The organism is Chryseobacterium sp. 7 (assembly GCF_003663845.1).
In the GTDB taxonomy this organism is placed as follows: Bacteria; Bacteroidota; Bacteroidia; order Flavobacteriales; family Weeksellaceae; genus Chryseobacterium.
On record NZ_RCCA01000001.1, the window covers coordinates 3,463,083 to 3,478,853 of the forward strand.

General features: G+C 35.0%; 23 protein-coding genes. 15 read left to right on the forward strand and 8 right to left on the reverse strand.

What is annotated here, in order from left to right:
- Positions 1–117 precede the first annotated feature (117 nt).
- The 4 genes from CLU97_RS15830 to CLU97_RS15845 all read right to left on the reverse strand — a co-directional run bounded on the left by CLU97_RS15830 (position 118) and on the right by CLU97_RS15845 (position 2,461).
- Positions 118–702: a hypothetical protein gene (locus CLU97_RS15830; RefSeq protein WP_121488790.1), complete on the reverse strand. Its 585-nt coding sequence runs from the start codon at positions 700–702 to the stop codon at positions 118–120.
- The gene (locus CLU97_RS15835; RefSeq protein WP_121488791.1) at positions 702–1,211 is read right to left on the reverse strand and encodes a nitroreductase; all 510 of its coding nucleotides are present in this window, start codon (positions 1,209–1,211) and stop codon (positions 702–704) included. Before CLU97_RS15835 ends, CLU97_RS15830 begins: the two co-directional genes overlap by 1 nt.
- 106 nt (positions 1,212–1,317) lie before the next feature.
- Positions 1,318–1,767 (reverse strand): hypothetical protein, encoded by a 450-nt coding sequence (locus tag CLU97_RS15840; protein ID WP_121488792.1) that lies wholly within the window; start codon positions 1,765–1,767, stop codon positions 1,318–1,320.
- Positions 1,768–1,930: 163 nt separating this feature from the next.
- Complete coding sequence (locus CLU97_RS15845) at positions 1,931–2,461, reverse strand: SRPBCC family protein (RefSeq protein WP_121488793.1); 531 nt, start codon at positions 2,459–2,461, stop codon at positions 1,931–1,933.
- A 214-nt stretch (positions 2,462–2,675) separates the two neighbouring features.
- Between CLU97_RS15845 and CLU97_RS15850 the strand changes: the two genes are divergently transcribed.
- The 8 genes from CLU97_RS15850 (at position 2,676) to CLU97_RS15885 (ending at position 8,658) form a co-directional block, all read left to right on the forward strand.
- Entirely contained in the window at positions 2,676–4,694 is a 2,019-nt protein-coding gene (locus CLU97_RS15850) for a M3 family metallopeptidase (RefSeq protein WP_121488794.1), read from the forward strand.
- 119 nt (positions 4,695–4,813) lie between these two features.
- Positions 4,814–5,233 carry a DUF1801 domain-containing protein gene (locus CLU97_RS15855; protein WP_121488795.1) on the forward strand — a complete coding sequence of 140 codons (420 nt, stop codon included), beginning with the start codon at positions 4,814–4,816 and terminating at the stop codon, positions 5,231–5,233.
- Between the two features lie 45 nt (positions 5,234–5,278).
- Positions 5,279–5,662: a tetratricopeptide repeat protein gene (locus CLU97_RS15860; RefSeq protein ID WP_121488796.1), complete on the forward strand. Its 384-nt coding sequence runs from the start codon at positions 5,279–5,281 to the stop codon at positions 5,660–5,662.
- 26 nt (positions 5,663–5,688) lie between these two features.
- A complete protein-coding gene (locus tag CLU97_RS15865; RefSeq protein ID WP_228402547.1) occupies positions 5,689–5,889 on the forward strand; it encodes a YqaE/Pmp3 family membrane protein in 201 nt (66 codons plus the stop codon).
- A gap of 164 nt (positions 5,890–6,053) precedes the next feature.
- The gene (locus CLU97_RS15870; protein WP_121488797.1) at positions 6,054–6,374 is read left to right on the forward strand and encodes an ArsR/SmtB family transcription factor; all 321 of its coding nucleotides are present in this window, start codon (positions 6,054–6,056) and stop codon (positions 6,372–6,374) included.
- Positions 6,375–6,413: 39 nt separating this feature from the next.
- On the forward strand, positions 6,414–6,917 hold the full coding sequence (locus CLU97_RS15875; protein WP_121488798.1) for an SRPBCC domain-containing protein: 504 nt from the start codon (positions 6,414–6,416) through the stop codon (positions 6,915–6,917).
- Positions 6,918–6,919: 2 nt separating this feature from the next.
- Positions 6,920–7,333 carry an SRPBCC family protein gene (locus tag CLU97_RS15880; RefSeq protein ID WP_121488799.1) on the forward strand — a complete coding sequence of 138 codons (414 nt, stop codon included), beginning with the start codon at positions 6,920–6,922 and terminating at the stop codon, positions 7,331–7,333.
- A 221-nt stretch (positions 7,334–7,554) separates the two neighbouring features.
- Positions 7,555–8,658 (forward strand): serine hydrolase domain-containing protein, encoded by a 1,104-nt coding sequence (locus CLU97_RS15885; RefSeq protein WP_121488800.1) that lies wholly within the window; start codon positions 7,555–7,557, stop codon positions 8,656–8,658.
- A 9-nt stretch (positions 8,659–8,667) separates the two neighbouring features.
- On the opposite strand, the gene CLU97_RS15890 is transcribed toward CLU97_RS15885, so the two are convergent.
- Positions 8,668–10,074, reverse strand: coding sequence for an MFS transporter (locus CLU97_RS15890; RefSeq protein WP_121489766.1), 1,407 nt, complete (start codon positions 10,072–10,074; stop codon positions 8,668–8,670).
- Positions 10,075–10,114: 40 nt separating this feature from the next.
- The gene (locus CLU97_RS15895) at positions 10,115–10,681 is read right to left on the reverse strand and encodes a TetR/AcrR family transcriptional regulator (RefSeq protein ID WP_228437739.1); all 567 of its coding nucleotides are present in this window, start codon (positions 10,679–10,681) and stop codon (positions 10,115–10,117) included.
- Positions 10,682–10,868: 187 nt separating this feature from the next.
- On the opposite strand from CLU97_RS15895, the gene CLU97_RS15900 reads away from it, so the two are divergent.
- Both CLU97_RS15900 and CLU97_RS15905 read left to right on the forward strand, forming a co-directional pair.
- On the forward strand, positions 10,869–11,180 hold the full coding sequence (locus CLU97_RS15900) for a VOC family protein (RefSeq protein ID WP_228437741.1): 312 nt from the start codon (positions 10,869–10,871) through the stop codon (positions 11,178–11,180).
- 163 nt (positions 11,181–11,343) lie between these two features.
- A complete protein-coding gene (locus CLU97_RS15905; RefSeq protein WP_121488801.1) occupies positions 11,344–11,967 on the forward strand; it encodes a hypothetical protein in 624 nt (207 codons plus the stop codon).
- A gap of 137 nt (positions 11,968–12,104) precedes the next feature.
- Here the strand turns inward: CLU97_RS15905 and CLU97_RS15910 are convergent, their stop codons facing one another.
- Both CLU97_RS15910 and CLU97_RS24220 read right to left on the reverse strand, forming a co-directional pair.
- Positions 12,105–12,479 (reverse strand): hypothetical protein, encoded by a 375-nt coding sequence (locus CLU97_RS15910; protein WP_121488802.1) that lies wholly within the window; start codon positions 12,477–12,479, stop codon positions 12,105–12,107.
- On the reverse strand, positions 12,479–12,613 hold the full coding sequence (locus CLU97_RS24220) for a hypothetical protein (RefSeq protein WP_262690341.1): 135 nt from the start codon (positions 12,611–12,613) through the stop codon (positions 12,479–12,481). Before CLU97_RS24220 ends, CLU97_RS15910 begins: the two co-directional genes overlap by 1 nt.
- A 99-nt stretch (positions 12,614–12,712) precedes the next feature.
- Between CLU97_RS24220 and CLU97_RS15915 the strand changes: the two genes are divergently transcribed.
- From CLU97_RS15915 to CLU97_RS23485, 5 genes are all read left to right on the forward strand, one after another.
- Entirely contained in the window at positions 12,713–13,333 is a 621-nt protein-coding gene (locus CLU97_RS15915) for a TetR/AcrR family transcriptional regulator (protein WP_121488803.1), read from the forward strand.
- Positions 13,311–13,805, forward strand: coding sequence for a GNAT family N-acetyltransferase (locus tag CLU97_RS15920; protein WP_121488804.1), 495 nt, complete (start codon positions 13,311–13,313; stop codon positions 13,803–13,805). Before CLU97_RS15915 ends, CLU97_RS15920 begins: the two co-directional genes overlap by 23 nt.
- Positions 13,806–13,815: 10 nt before the next feature.
- Positions 13,816–14,634 (forward strand): helix-turn-helix domain-containing protein, encoded by an 819-nt coding sequence (locus CLU97_RS15925; protein ID WP_121488805.1) that lies wholly within the window; start codon positions 13,816–13,818, stop codon positions 14,632–14,634.
- A gap of 75 nt (positions 14,635–14,709) precedes the next feature.
- Positions 14,710–15,300 (forward strand): NAD(P)H-dependent oxidoreductase, encoded by a 591-nt coding sequence (locus tag CLU97_RS15930; RefSeq protein ID WP_121488806.1) that lies wholly within the window; start codon positions 14,710–14,712, stop codon positions 15,298–15,300.
- 211 nt (positions 15,301–15,511) lie between these two features.
- Positions 15,512–15,712 (forward strand): hypothetical protein, encoded by a 201-nt coding sequence (locus tag CLU97_RS23485; RefSeq protein WP_147436496.1) that lies wholly within the window; start codon positions 15,512–15,514, stop codon positions 15,710–15,712.
- The last annotated feature ends 59 nt before the right edge of the window (positions 15,713–15,771 follow it).

A 15,771-nucleotide genomic window follows, 5' to 3' on the forward strand; every position in this document is an offset into this window, starting at 1 on the left:
AATGTTTGAATTTTACGGGAACTCGTCCCAGTTAAATATTTAAGAGTGCAAAGATAGTAAAAAAGTTTGAAGTAAAAAGCTTAAGGTAAAAAGTTTTATAAATTCAAATTATTTTTTTTAACCAAGGAATGCAAAAGAGAATATTGTTGAAATAATTACGGAAATTAAAACAGCCATAAAAACAACAAAATTATCCCGCGTCCTTCCTGTAATCCCATAGATCACCAGATAGTTGATAATATAAACAGGTACCAGCAGAAAAAATGAAAATTCTCCGGTAGATGTCATCACAGCCTTTAAAAAAAGAAGGCCTGTAACAGAAGCCACTATAAATCCTAAAAAACTTTTTAAAATTATTTTTCCGTCTATCTGATCATTTTCTTTCACTTTTGAAAACTGATCAAATTTATCCAGAATAAAAACTTTCAAATCACTGCCCTCGATCATTTCCGAAGAGATACTTTCAAGAATAGTATCTATCTTTTCTCCCTTCTGTACCTTTTTGTGTACCTCAAATGAGATTCTCCCTTTCTCTTTAACTAAAATTTTCCTGTATTCTGCGGCTTTTACAAATTCATCATAATTGAATTGCTGACTGATAGCTTTACGCAGTTCATCATTAACCTTACCGGTATGATCAGTCATATGAAGATAAGCAGCATGCAAATCTTCTTCATTATAATTTCTGTAAATATTCTTCATTATACCATCCCCATATAGAAAAGCCCCAGACATTTCTGGTTTTCTTCGATAGTAAGAGAGTCTTTCAGCTCATCTACTATCTTGGGAGAGCTCCAGTAACATCCAATGTTATTTGCAGTGCAGGTAAGATACATATTCTGAACTGCCATTGAAGTAGCAGCTATTTCTTCCCATTCAGGAACCATTCCGCTGAAATTGACTACGATGGAAACCACAGCATTGGCTTTGTTAATTTTAAAACCGATATCTGCATATTTTTTTTCCAAGAAAAGTTGTTCGGGAGTTGTTGCTTTATAGATTGCCTGCATTTCTGATGCCAGCTTTGCTTTTTCTTCTCCTTTGAATATTTTGAAACGCCAAGGTTTAGTACGTTTATGATTAGGAGCAAATGTAGCAGAGTTTACAATTTCCTCTACAACTTCCTGAGATATCTCTGTGTCTGTATAATCTTTTGGGAAAATACTTCTTCTTTGCTCTATAATTTCTTTTAAAATGGATGCATTATTCATACAACAAAATTACGAAAAAGATGGATGCAGGAAGCGGAATGAAGGAAGTTTAATGTTTAGTGGGATAATAGAAATATTAAAAGCTTATCAAAATTACTTTTTACTTTTACAAAACCTCTATAATCTTCTGATGGATTTGGTTCAGGGTAAATTCATCGCCAGGCTTCATCCCCATCATTTTTTTGGCCATAGGACTTTCGGGAGAGATGGCGTAGAACCTGTCTCCCTCAAAAAAAAACTCCCCTAATGACACAGATATATAAAATCTGGCTTTGTTCGTGATAACCAGAGAACCAAGCTGCACTTTTTCTGTAGCTGTATTCAGTACTTTTGCCATATTTCTTTTAAGATCATTCAAAGCCCCCAGCTGCCGCTGCATCTGGTAAATCTCCTCCTGCATCTCTTCTCTCATGCTGTCATATTTCGGAGTTTTTTTGATGTCCCGGCTGGCTTCCTGAGTAAATTCAATAAAGTTTTTAAGTTTTTCAATTTTCTCTGCGATGGTAGTTTTTACAAAGTCTCTGATGTCACTTTTTTCAAATACAATCTTCTCCATACAATCTATTCTTTATGCTATTCTTTATATAAAGATAATATTTTTAGAATAATATTTCTTCGGCTTAACATAAAATAACGATGACTAATTACAACTTGATTAGCGAGATCGGTAAAAAAGAATTGTAATAAAAAAGCCTTGTAGATTTTACAAGGCTTCCATTTTATTTTTCAGCGAGTTTCTTCAGATCACCAAGGCCCTGGCTAAACATCTTATCCATATTTTCGTTCATCAGCGGTTTCATAATCTTCATCATTGGAGACAGCTCATTATCTATCATCCAGGTCACTTTAGTACCGCTTCCTTCAGGAGTCAGAATGAAATTGGCTTTCATATCTCCTTCAAAAGGTTCTATAAAGTGAAGTTTTGTTCCCATTTTCTGATTAGGTACCAGCTCTGTAATAGACTGCTCACCTTCACCTACATTTTTATCTCCTTTCCAATGATAAGAATCACCTAACTTATCTCCTTCTCCCGAATACGTAATTACAATGTTTTTATCAGCTTTAGAAAAAGGATCCCATTGATTGTATCCTTTTAAGTTACCTGTATAAGCCCATACTTTTTCCTTTGGAGCATTAATGATAACCGATTTTTCATAGTGGTAATCTTTACTGAAAGCCAGCATGGCAATAACAGCATAGATAAGAATCAGTACGATAATAGTACCAATAATTTTTAAGAGTGTTTTCATAATCTGTATATTTAAGGTTATTTATTTTAATAATGATTTTAAAATCCGTTTTCAAAATTAAATATTCCCACATCACTCCCTCTTTCCATATGACAAGATTAATTAAAGATAAGGTATTTTTGTCATAACTTGTCAGTGAGGCATTATTTTTGACCGTTTCAGCTGGGATTCCCAATGAATCCTTACATTTACCTTATTATAAAAAGATCAAAAAATGAATATTTTAACAGAAAAATTTAGCACTCCATATCATTCGGCACCGTTCAACAGTATTAAAAATGAAGATTATCTTCCTGCATTTCAGGATTTGATTCAAAAATCTGAAGCAGAAATTGATGCCATTGTCAACAATCCTGATGCCCCTACTTTCGAAAATGTAATTGAAGCTTTGGCATATTCCGGGGAACAGCTGGATGTGGTTTCTAATATTTTTTTCAATTTAAATTCTGCAGAGACCAGTGACGAAATTCAGCAGATTGCACAGGAAGTTTCTCCGATCTTAACAGAATATTCTTCAAAAATTTCTCAAAATAAAGCCCTTTTCAACAAAATCAAAAAAGTATATGATGAAAAGGAAAAATATAATCTTAATGAAGAGCAGGAAATGCTTTTGAATGAGACCTACAAAGGTTTTGTAAGAAGCGGAGCTCTGCTGAATGAGGAAGACAAAGAAAAACTAAAGAAAATCAGTATGGATCTTTCTTTAAAATCTTTACAGTTCGGACAAAATGTACTGGCCTCTACAAATGCTTATTTTAAGCATATTACCAGTAAAGAGGATCTTGCAGGAATTCCTGAAGCCATCATCGATCAATATGCTGAGGAAGCTAAAGAAAGAAATCTTGAAGACTGGGTAGTAACGTTACAATATCCAAGCTATATTCCTTTCATGACCTATGCTGAAAACCGTGAACTGAGAAAGGAACTGGCTTTAGCCAATGGTAAAAAGTCATTCGATGGTGGAGAATTTGACAATCAAAATTTAATTAAAGAGCTTTTGAATTTAAAGCAGCAGAAAGCAGAACTTCTCGGATATAAAAACTATGCAGATTTCGTACTGGAAGAAAGAATGGCTAAGTCCCCGGTAAAGGTTTTAGATTTTTTAAATGAACTTTTAACCAAAGCGAAACCTTATGCTGATAAAGAAATTGATGAATTAAAAGCTTTGGCAAAAGCCGACGGAATTCAAGAAATGCAAGGCTATGACCACGCTTTTTATGCTGAAAAACTTCGTAAGGCTAAATTTGATCTTAACGATGAAGAATTAAAACCTTATTTCCCATTAAATCAGGTACAGGATGCTGTTTTTGGGTTGGCTGGACAACTTTTCGGACTGACTTTTGAGGAAAGAAACGACATTCCAAAATACCATGAAGATGTAAAAGTATACGAAGTAAAAGAAAACGGGACTTATAAATCTCTTTTATACGTTGATTATTTCCCAAGAAAAGGGAAAAGAGCCGGAGCATGGATGACCAGCTACAAAAACCAATACAAGCAAAACGGCGAAAATTCCCGTCCGCATATTTCAATTGTCTGCAATTTCAGCAAACCTACAAAAGACGCGCCTAGCTTACTGACATTCCAGGAAGTGACTACTTTATTCCACGAATTTGGGCATGCCCTTCACGGAATGATGGCCGATACTCAATATCCTAGCCTTTCGGGAACTTCCGTAAAATGGGATTTTGTGGAACTTCCATCACAGTTTCTGGAAAATTTCTGTTATGAACCGGAATTCTTAAAAACATTTGCAAAGCATTATAAAACAGGTGAAGTCCTTCCAGACGAAAAAATTGAAAAAATAGAGCAGTCTAAAAACTTCATGGAAGGGTATCAGACTTTAAGACAACTAGGTTTTGGACTTTTGGACATGAACTATCATACAAAAGTGGCAGAACTGGAGAACGAGAGTGTAAAAGAATTTGAGGATAAATACACCAAAGCAACCACTCTTTATCCTTCCAACTCGGAAACGGCAATGAGCCCAAGTTTCTCACACATTTTCCAGGGGGGATATTCCGCAGGATATTATTCTTACAAATGGGCAGAAGTTCTGGATGCTGATGCTTTCCAATATTTCAAAGAAAACGGCATCTTCAATCCTGAGATTGCAGCCAAATATAAAGTATTGCTTTCTTCGGGAGGAACAAAAGATCCAATGGAGCTTTACAAGAATTTCAGAGGTAGTGAACCGAAAGTGGAAAGCTTGCTGAAAAGAGCATTTGGATAACCAATAAGAAAATACAATATAAAAAGAACAGCAGTTGCTGTTCTTTTTTGTTTTGTGATTACGCATATTATGCTTCACTAAATTTTGTAAATTAGTCGTCTAACAACCTCAAATTCTACATGACCATCCAAGAACAAATCCAGGACTATATCAACAGCCAGCCTGAAACAAAGCGTAATGATATGCAGGAACTCCACAACATCATTCTGATTCTTATGCCGGAATGCCAGCTGTGGTTTCTCGATGGTAAAAACAGCGAAAATAAAACCGTTTCCAATCCCAACATCGGATATGGATCTTATACCATACAATATGCAGGCGGAAAAACCAGAGAATTTTACCAGATCGGAATGAGTGCCAATACAACAGGGATTTCCATCTATGTTATGAATATCAGTGATAAAACTTACCTTTCAAAAACTTACGGTGAGAAGATGGGTAAAGCCAGTGTAACGGGATATTGTATTAAATTCAAAGCATTGAAAGATATCAACATTGAAATACTGAAAGCTGCAATACTGGATGGACTTAAAGAGTAAAAAGCTAAATTTGCACATTAAGCATTCATTCTGTAATTTTAAATAATGAGTAGTATAACATTAAGATTAGAAAACGTAAAAAAACTTCAGGCTAAAAGATGGGAAAATGAAGACCATTGGGACACTTTGAACGAGCTTTTAGTGAAAGAATTAGAGGAAGTTTTACTTATTGAACCTGAAAATACTTCAGCTTTAATCAATATTGGTGCTATTTATTCTGATATGGGAGAAAATGAAATGGCTCTGGAGTATTTAAAAAAGGCATTGTATTTTGGCTCCAAAGACAAAAATCTTTTTGTAAATCTCGCTATTGTGCTTGTTTATATGGAGAAACATCAGGAAGACTATCTGGAATACCTTGAAGAAGCTGAGGATAAAACAGAAGATCCTCTTACTTTTAAAGCTTATTTTGATCCGCAGTCCCGTTAAAATTTATTCAATTAAAACCTAAAATCATGTTATTAGCCATATTACTGCCCTTCTTATCTTTCATGGTCCGAGGAAAAGTTCTTACAGGAATTGTCTGCCTAATCTTACAAATCACCTTGATCGGATGGCTTCCTGCTGCCATTTGGGCCGTACTTTCTTTAAATAATGCAAGAGCCGATAAAAGAAATGACAGGCTGATAAAAGCAATGCGGGAAAACAAAAGATAAAGCTTATTCCAATCAACCACAAACAACTGATTTAAAATCAATTAATAAACACCATCTATTATTTTTAAAATATTTGATTTATAAATTTTATCAAAAATATTTGCGAAACCGAAAAGTTGCGCATATATTTGCAACCATATGGTTTCATTTAAAAATTATTGATGATGAGAAGAGATATTTTCCAGGCTATAGCAGATCCCACACGCAGGGCTATTATTACACTGATCGCAGTACAGGCAATGACTCCAAATGCCATAGCAGAGCACTTTGATACCACCAGACAGGCCGTTTCAAAACATCTGAAAATTCTGACTGAGTGCGAATTGGTAATCCAAAATCACCAGGGAAGAGAAATTTATTACTTTTTAGAAATTGATAAAATGAAAGAAATAGATCATTGGCTGGAACAATTCAGAAAGATTTGGGAAAGCCGTTTTGAACAGCTTGACACTTTACTGGCAACATTAAAAAGCCAGCAGAAATAAACTCTATCATTTAACCAAAACAAACTATAAAATACTATTATGAAACATCATCTTCAGTTCGATTTCCTTGCAGATAAGGAAAAGAACACTTTAACAATCAGACGTGAGTTTATGGCCAACCGACCATTAGTTTGGGACTGTTACACAAAGAGTGAACTTCTTGACCGTTGGTTTGCCCCAAAGCCACTGACAACAAAAACAAAATCAATGGAATTCCGTGAAGGCGGCCACTGGCACTATGCCATGGTAGAACCAGATGGAAAAGAATATTGGGGATGGATCGGTTACCACAAGATCAACCCTATTGATTCTTATACTTCCAGCGATGCATTTTGTAATGAGCAAGGAGAAATTAATGCTGCCCTTCCCCAGGCTGAATGGGCAGTCACTTTCACGGATAAAAATGAAAACACCCTTGTAGAAATCATTGTTTCTTATCAATCCTTAACCGATCTTGAAACTATTATAGAAATGGGTATGGAACAGGGAATGATGGCCACACTGGAAAAACTTGACGAATTATTATTAACATTAAACCCATAAAAATGAGCCACAAAATCACAGTTTCTGCTACCATTAATGCAGATGCAAAAAAAGTATGGAGCTATTATACGAATCCTGAACACATCACTCAATGGAACTTTGCCGACCCTTCATGGCAGTGCCCTTCTGCCTCCAATGATATGAAAGTAGGTGGAAAATACTCTGCAAGAATGGAAGCTAAAGACGGAAGTTTCGGTTTCGATTTTGAAGCAGTTTATGATGAAATAAAAGATGGTGAAAACTTTAGGTACACCATGCCGGACGGAAGACAGGTGCAGGTTGACTTTAAAGAAAATACCGGTCAAACTAATGTAGATGTAGATTTTGATCCGGAAAACCAGAATCCTGAAGAAATGCAGAAAGGAGGCTGGCAGGCTATTCTTGATAATTTCAAGAAATATACGGAAGCCAATTAGAATATTTTCCAATCAAGAATGGATACAAGGTCGGATGTTTTACATTCAGCTTTTGTTTTTAAATGTTCAATTTTTTATCCTTGTCAAGGTGTTAAACTTGACAGGGATAGTTTCTTAGAAACTCATAACTACTTCTTTTTAAAAATAAAAATCTCACGCACTATATTGCATAACATAGTAATATAAATAAATCATATCTTTGCATAACAAATTACATAGATATGATTTCAAAAAAACTGATCACCGCTTTTACTCTGTTACCATTATTAAGCAATACAATGGATGCACAGGTACAATTAAAAGGATATGAAAAGAAAATGGACAGCATTATCCAGACTGAATTCGGGAATACAAATGAGCCTGGCGGCGTTTTTCTGATCACTCAACACGGAAAGAAGCTGTACCAGAAAGCATTCGGGAAAGCGAACCTTGAGCTCAACGTCAATATGACATCGGGTAATGTTTTCCAAATCGGATCAATGACCAAACAGTTTACTGCCGTAGCGATTTTGATGCTGGAGCAGGAAGGAAAACTCAATGTTAATGATCCCATTTCCAAATACATCAAAGATTATCCCAATGGAGATCAAATTACTATTCATCATCTTCTGACGCATACATCAGGAATAAAAGATTTTACAAAAATAAAATCACTCTCCTCTATCACTCAAAAAGAGATGAAACCCGAAGAAATGGTGAATTTTTTCAAAAACGAACCTGTAGATTTCGCTCCGGGAGAGAAATTTGACTATAACAATTCCGGCTATGTTATTTTAGGATATATCATAGAACTGGCTTCCAGAAGCACTTATGAAGATTTTATTAAGAAAAATATTTTTGACAAAGCTGGAATGCGTCATTCTTATTACGCTTCCGACAGAAAAGTTATCCCTCAAAGAGCTTACGGATATCATAAAAAAGAACAGGGATTTGTGAATAAAACGATTATCAGCTTTAGTGTTCCATTTTCTTCCGGTTCTCTGATGTCGACCGCAGATGATATGCTGAAATGGCAGCAGGCTTTGAATCAAAATCTATTGTTAAATTCAAAGGAAACTCAAAAAGCTTTTCAGAAATATAAACTGAATAACGGTGAAGAATTTACTTACGGCTACGGATGGCATTTAAAGGATCTCAATGGAATTCCTGACCGCGAACATGGAGGAAGCGTATTTGGATTTAAAAGCATGGGTGTTTACATTCCTGATGAAGATATTTATGTGATTGGACTCAGCAACTGTGACTGCCACTCTCCTACTGAAGTGACCAAAATGCTTGCGAAAGCAACTTTAAATGAAATTAAAGTCTCATCAAGGAAACCATAAAAGCAGTATTTATTTTTTATGTCTCATTTCAGGAAGAACATGATCCGGAATTTTAAAAATACAGATCATTACAAAAATCAAACAGAAAATATTGATCAGTAAAGTAACAGAGAAGGCATTATGATATTGTTGCAAAGCAGGTTTTGTTCCAAGAAAATAATAGAAAACACTTCCTACAGCAACAATTCCGACAATAGCGGCAACCTGCTGAAAAGTATTATAAACTCCGGAGGCATTCCCAATCAATTTTTCAGGCATTCCTGAAAGCGCAATATTAGCCAGCGATGGGATGACGGCCCCTATTCCCAGTCCATGCAAAAATAACAGCAGACAAAAAACCGGAAAGCTCATCTCCACCCTGAACAAAAACAGTTGAAGAATAAGAACCACAATAATAAACAAAAGTCCTGTTATCAGGGCTTTTTTGCCATATTTCAGAATCGGTTTGACTGAAATAACAGAAGCCAAAATAAAGCCTAGTCCCTGAAAAACAATAATTTCTCCAGCTGCTAACGGGATCATCTTTAAACCATTCTGAAAAAAGAGAGATAGGATATAAAAATAAGAGTCCAGCATGATAAAAAAGAAAGAAACCGCGATGATTCCGAGATTAAAATTTTTATAACTGAACAATTCAAAATCAATAAGATAAGCTCGTTTATTTTGGATTCTTTTCTTTTGATTTTTTATAAATGTGAACAAAATTCCGACAGAAACAATCATCAATGAAACATTTTTGAAATGAACCCCTTCATGCTCATACATTGTTAATGCATAGGTGGTACAGAACAATCCTGCGGAAAGAATCAAAACACCCATAATATCAAATGACTGTTTCACAGAAAGTTTGGATTCATCCAATATTTTCAGTGTAAAGAATGCTGCAGCTAGACATATAGGAATATTCATCAGAAAAATAAGTCTCCAGGGCTCTTCCATTATCGTCAGAGATGAAAAATAACCTCCGAGAAACTGCCCTAAAACAGTTCCTATTCCAATCGTAATTCCGTACCAGCCCATTGCTTTGGTGCGTTCCTGATGATCCGAAAAAAGAATATGTATCATAGACAATACCTGAGGGGCCATCATCGCAGCGCTTATCCCCTGCACAAACCTTGAAATAACCAGCTGTCCTGCTCCTACAGAAAATCCACAGGCAATCGAGCTTATCATAAAAGCAATCAATCCAATCATATAGATCTTTTTTCTCCCGTACAGATCACCCAATCGCCCTCCTGTAATCAGTAAAGAGGCAAATCCAATGAGGTAAGCTGCAATCATAAACTGCATTTCTCCGTTTGAAGCATGAAGATCACGCTGTATGGAAGGGATGGACACATTGATGATAAAAATATCCATGATCGTCAACAACTGACCCAACAATATCACCAATAGTTTCAAATACTTATGTTTCATTTTTATATAGATATATCTATTTTTCATGTATCAAAAAAAGTTAAGGCAATAAACCCTGAACAATTTTTTTCACCTGGTCAAAAGCATCATTTTGTCTATTGATCGTGGATGTAACAACTGCTCCTTCTATTAACAGAAAAATATTTTCTGCTATTAAATCAGAATCTGTCTTCTGCACTTGAACTGCATATTCATTAACGAGTGTTCTAATCATCTCTTTTTGCTTTTCTTTATGCTGTTTAGCAAAAGCTGAGACAGAAGAATTACCCTCTCCTATTTCGGAGACAATTTTAATGAAGTGGCATCCTGCAAACTTTGAAGTCTGCTGCAGTTTTTTTCTGTAATCAATAAGCCCCAGAAGTTTTTCTCTCGGGTTTGAAATTTTAGAAGTACTTTTTTCAAACCCATCAAACCAATCCAGTTCTTCTTTGACAAGATAGGCCTGAAGAAGATCATTTTTAGATGAAAAGTGATTGTACAAAGAACCAATAGCAATATCAGCTTCAGCAATAATCTGATTGATTCCCGTAGAATTATATCCTTGTTTGTAAAACAGATCTGAAGCAACCCTGATAATTCTTTCGCGTACTTTTTCTTTTTTCATCATAAAAAATTTTCACAAATGTAAATAAAAAATAGATAAGTCTATCTATTTTTTAAATTGAGATAAAAACTTTATTTTAGATTGAGAAAGAAATAACCTGATCATCAAACCACTGCCCTGCTTTTTCATATTTTTATTACTAATAGGTGTATCTTGCAGTCAGTCAGAAAAACCTAATCCTGCAAAAAATATGAGTTCTACCAATCCTGTCGTCTATTTTGAAATTCCTGTGAATGATTTGGAACGTGCTGAAAAGTTTTATTCTGCTGTTTTCAACTTTAGTTTTGATAAAGAAATCATAGACGGTTATGAGATGGCTTTGTTTCCTTTTGAAGAAAAAAACAGTGGTATCACAGGAGCATTGGCCAAAGGAGAGGTTTACAAACCTTCAAAAGATGGTGTCATTATTTATTTTAAAACTGAAAATATTGACCAAACATTGGAAAAAGCTGTTCAATATGGAGGTTCTGTTCTTTATCCTAAAAGAACAGACGAAAAATAAGGTTTTGCTGTAGCAGAATTGGAAGACTCGGAGGGAAACAGAATTGCACTTCATGAAACGGTAAAATAGCCATACCATTCAATGCATATTAAATTTTTTAATGCGGTTGACGCATATTTTGTATATTTAAATAACCATTTGAAATCTGATTTGGTAAATAACTATGGCGGAAGAACTTTATTTCATCAAGACCAATCCAACTGTTGCCAAAATTAATTTGTACAATAAGCTCAGCCGTGAAGAAGAAAATATTCTGAAATTTCTTCAGCCTGAAGCGCAAAAAACACTTGAAACCATTAAAGAAAAAGTAAAAGATTCCGTTGAAGAACTCACTCAGGAAGAACTTTTGCTTATTTTCCAGTGGTTCCATCAAGTGTATTCTTCAGATCACGAGGAAACCAAAACACAGCTTTTTATCAATGGTATTGACCTTTTTTATGAAATTCCGAGTACCCTTCATGCCGAGAACTTTCTTCAGATTCTGTCGGATTATGAAAAACTCCAGAAGCAGGACATGAATTATATTGTTGATTCCAAAAATTTCAACCAATTTCTGATCTACGCAATATTTCTGACAGAAATGATCAACAGGGAGCAGCATCCGGATAATATCCTTTGTGAATATCTGAAGCCGGATAACCAATCTTTATATCTTCTGGCAGAAAACCAATGTAATCTGAAGAATTTTGATACTGCCTTAATTCCTGATCTTCAGCACTATTTTACAGATCTGTATGACCTGACTAAGTTTTACAAAGGTTCTATCATTAAGCTTGAGCAGGAATAATTTCTTGCTTCCCATGTAACATCCTGCATTCAATAATTGTCTTCTATACATAACCAAAAGAAAACTGCTGCTGAAAATGCAGTAAGAATAAGTATTGAACCAGGATAAAAACTATAACATAGTCGGCAGTCTCCATTTTACGATGTGAAGCTGCTGGCTTTTTTATGAATCTGCTTTACTGCAAAAAAATAGTATCCCAATCCTCCTGCAAAATAAGCCAACACATCCAAAAAGTCTCCGGTGAAACAAGCCGACAGCTTTGGACAAATTACTTCAAATAAAAAAGACAGATACAACACAGAGGTCAATACAAACTTCAAATCAGGTTTCCACTGATAGCCAAAAACCTCATTCATGATATATTCTATAAGACAGCAATACATGGGTACTGTAATACAATCCGTAAAATAATCATTGATAACGGGAATAACAATTCCGTTTCTTCTCAAAAGAATAATAAGCCCCCAAACCGCAAGTCCCAATAGGAACCAAAATGAAATTCTTTTTTTCATTACATATGCAATACAGCCATTATTATTCCGATAATAACCTGAAGAACTTTTGATATAACTTCCTGAGGATCTGTTTTGTTTTCTTTAGCTGTACCCTCTGCCGATTCATAATTGGATTTCTGTTTACCTTCCATTATCATAAAATTTGAGACTACAAATATATCAAATTAGAACAATTGTTCTAATTTGAAAAATATGATTTATATCCACGTTGATATTCTTATCTTTGGATTATGAAGACCAAGAATAAAATTCTGTCAAAAGCACTGGAATTATTTAATGACAAAGGATATAACAATATTACCACAAGGCATATTGCGGCTGAACTTCATATGAGTGCGGGAAATCTGCATTATCACTTCAAACATTCGGAAGACATCGTTAAGGTTCTTTTCTCAGAGCTTACCTTAAAAATGGATGAGCTGCTGAATAAGATGAAAAAAAAGGAGAATAAAACGCTGGAAGACCTTTACAGGTTTACTTATTCTACGTGCGAAATTTTTTATTCTTTCCGTTTTATATTCATCAATTTTATAGATATTCTGAATCAGAATCCTGACATCGAATCTAAATATGAAGGAATCAATTTCAGCAGGAAAGAAGAATTTCAGCTGATTTTTTCCGGTCTTCAGAAGAACCATATATTTCAGAAAGATGTTCCTCATTTTATTATAGAAGGGCTTGTGGAGCAGGTTTTCATTATTGCTGACAACTGGCTTACGCACAACAGGCTTATTTTGAAACTTAATCAGGAAGAAGCGGTTCAACATTATACACTGCTGCAAATGAATCTTTTTTATCCGCTTCTCAATAAAGAGCAGCAAAAGCTTTATGAACAACATTACATCAGATAATCATATCATCATCAGAAAAGGCATCAGTGATGATCTTCCGGAAATGTTGCAGCTTTTTACAGCAACAATAGATGAAGTATGTAAAAAAGACTACGATCTTCAACAGCTCCAAGCCTGGAAATCCGGCGCAGAGAATGAAGGAAGATGGATAAAGGTAATCAGAGACCAATATGTTTTAACCGCTGTCATCGAAAATAAAATAGTGGGCTTCTGTACGCTCGATCAGGGAAATTATATTGATCTGCTTTTTGTACACAAAGATTACCAGCATAGAGGTATTGCAACAATGCTCTACCAAAAGATTGAACAAGAAGCTCTACTCCATCATGAGAAAGAACTTACCGCTGATGTAAGCAAAACAGCCAAAATATTTTTTGAAAAGAAAGGCTTTCAGGTTGTTCAGGAGCAGACTGTCAATGTGAAAGGAACTTCTATGGTCAATTATAAAATGGTAAAACACCTCATCTCCTAATTTCAGGCTTATGGAATTACATTCAGAATATCATGAATACAGAATTTCAGTTCCACAGGAATTTGAAAATGTATTTACTCATTTTTATTTTGCTGAAAATTCTTCTGAAACATCAGTTACCAAAACACTTTTACCTACGTATCAGACTATCCTGTTATTTTGTTTCGGAGAAAGTGCCATGATGTCTACACGGGAAAAAACAATCATAGATATTGATAAATGTATGGTATTCGGGCCAGTGAGACAAGCTTTTGAATATACCCTTCCTACTGACTGTTCTATTCTGGTTGCCAATTTCAAAGATGATGCATTTTTCAGGTTTTTTGGAAAAATATCTATTGAACAGTCGGTAAGACATCCAGATAAACTGCTGGAAGAAAACTGTTTTACGGAGCTTTGGCATCAACTTACTCAATTAACTTCAGCCACAGAGCAGGTAGATCACATTCTTGAATTCTGTAAACCTTATCTGCAGGATCGGGATATGACCAGCAAGCTTTTGAGCAGTTTTGAGAATGATCTTTTAAATCCTGTTAAAGTCATTGCAGAACAGACTCAGCAGACGGAAAGAAACATACAGCGAAAACAGAAAGAACAGTTTGGATATTCCTTAAAAGAGCTTACCCGCTACAACCGTTTTTTAAAAGCTATCCAACTCATTGAAAAAGAAACCGAAAAACAAAATCAGGTCAAATGGTTTACTATCATTGATGAATGTGGTTACTACGATCAAAGCCAGCTTATCCATGATTTCAAGCATTTTATTAACATCTCTCCGGCTCAGTATTTAAAATTCCAACAGGAAATCTGTAATCCAAAGTCCAAATAACTCATTTCGTTTTCTTACAATTTTTGAGAAGTACACTGCGCTAATTTTGTCTCATTAATCTTAACAATCAAAACAATGAGACATTTAATCATTTACGTGCACCCCAACGAAAACAGTTTAAATCATACCCTTTTAAACACTGTTGTTGAAACGCTTCATTCCCAAAATCAAGAGACTGTGGTAAGAGATCTTTATAAAATCGGTTTCAATCCTGTCTTTTCTTTGCAAGATATGCAGGGACAATTTCAGGGGAAATTATCTGATGATGTGAAAACTGAACAGGAGCATATTTCATGGGCAGAACAGATTACTTTTATCTACCCAATCTGGTGGACCGGGCTTCCTGCTATGATGAAAGGCTATATAGACCGTGTATTCAGTTATGGCTTTGCCTACCGTTATGATCAGGGCATACAGAAAGGGCTTCTGAAAGGTAAAAAAACCGTTATCATCAATACTCATGGAAAATCTCATGAAGAATATGAAAAAACAGGAATGGATAAAGCTCTTACGCTCACTTCCGATAATGGCATTTTTATCTATTCAGGGCTGGAAATCATCAGACATTTATTTTTTGACAAAGCAGATAAAGCTTCTCCCGAAAATCTGGAAATCTGGAAAGGTCAGATTAAAAATTTATACTCTGAACAGGTACTCAACTATTAATTTTTTACTGTGAAAAACAATTGTTATAAAACGAAGCTTCAGCCCGATTTTACTGACTTCTTATCAAGTGACCAAGAAAAAAATAATAAAATAAGGTTTATATATCTTTCCCCTGTATTTTGCTTTTAAGGGATTTGTGGCATGAAATTAGCTTCAAAAATCGCAAGTAAAATTGTTTTGAACCATTATTTTAAGCCATTAAGATTGATGGATGGTTAAGTTTTTTCTTAAAAACAAATCTTGTTATAACCCTGCAATGCATCTTAATGGTTTAGATATTGGCTCCTCAGGAAATTCCTGTCTATTGATCACAATGAAACATCTGAACAGCATATTACGTCTTCCATTCTTCAGTGAATATTATGCACCGGGCTATCGTTCGGGAAGACTTTCTATATCTGTAATCCAATAAAATAATCTAACGTATATATAGAGCCCGGACAGTACCTGTCCGGGCTTTTTTCATTTTAA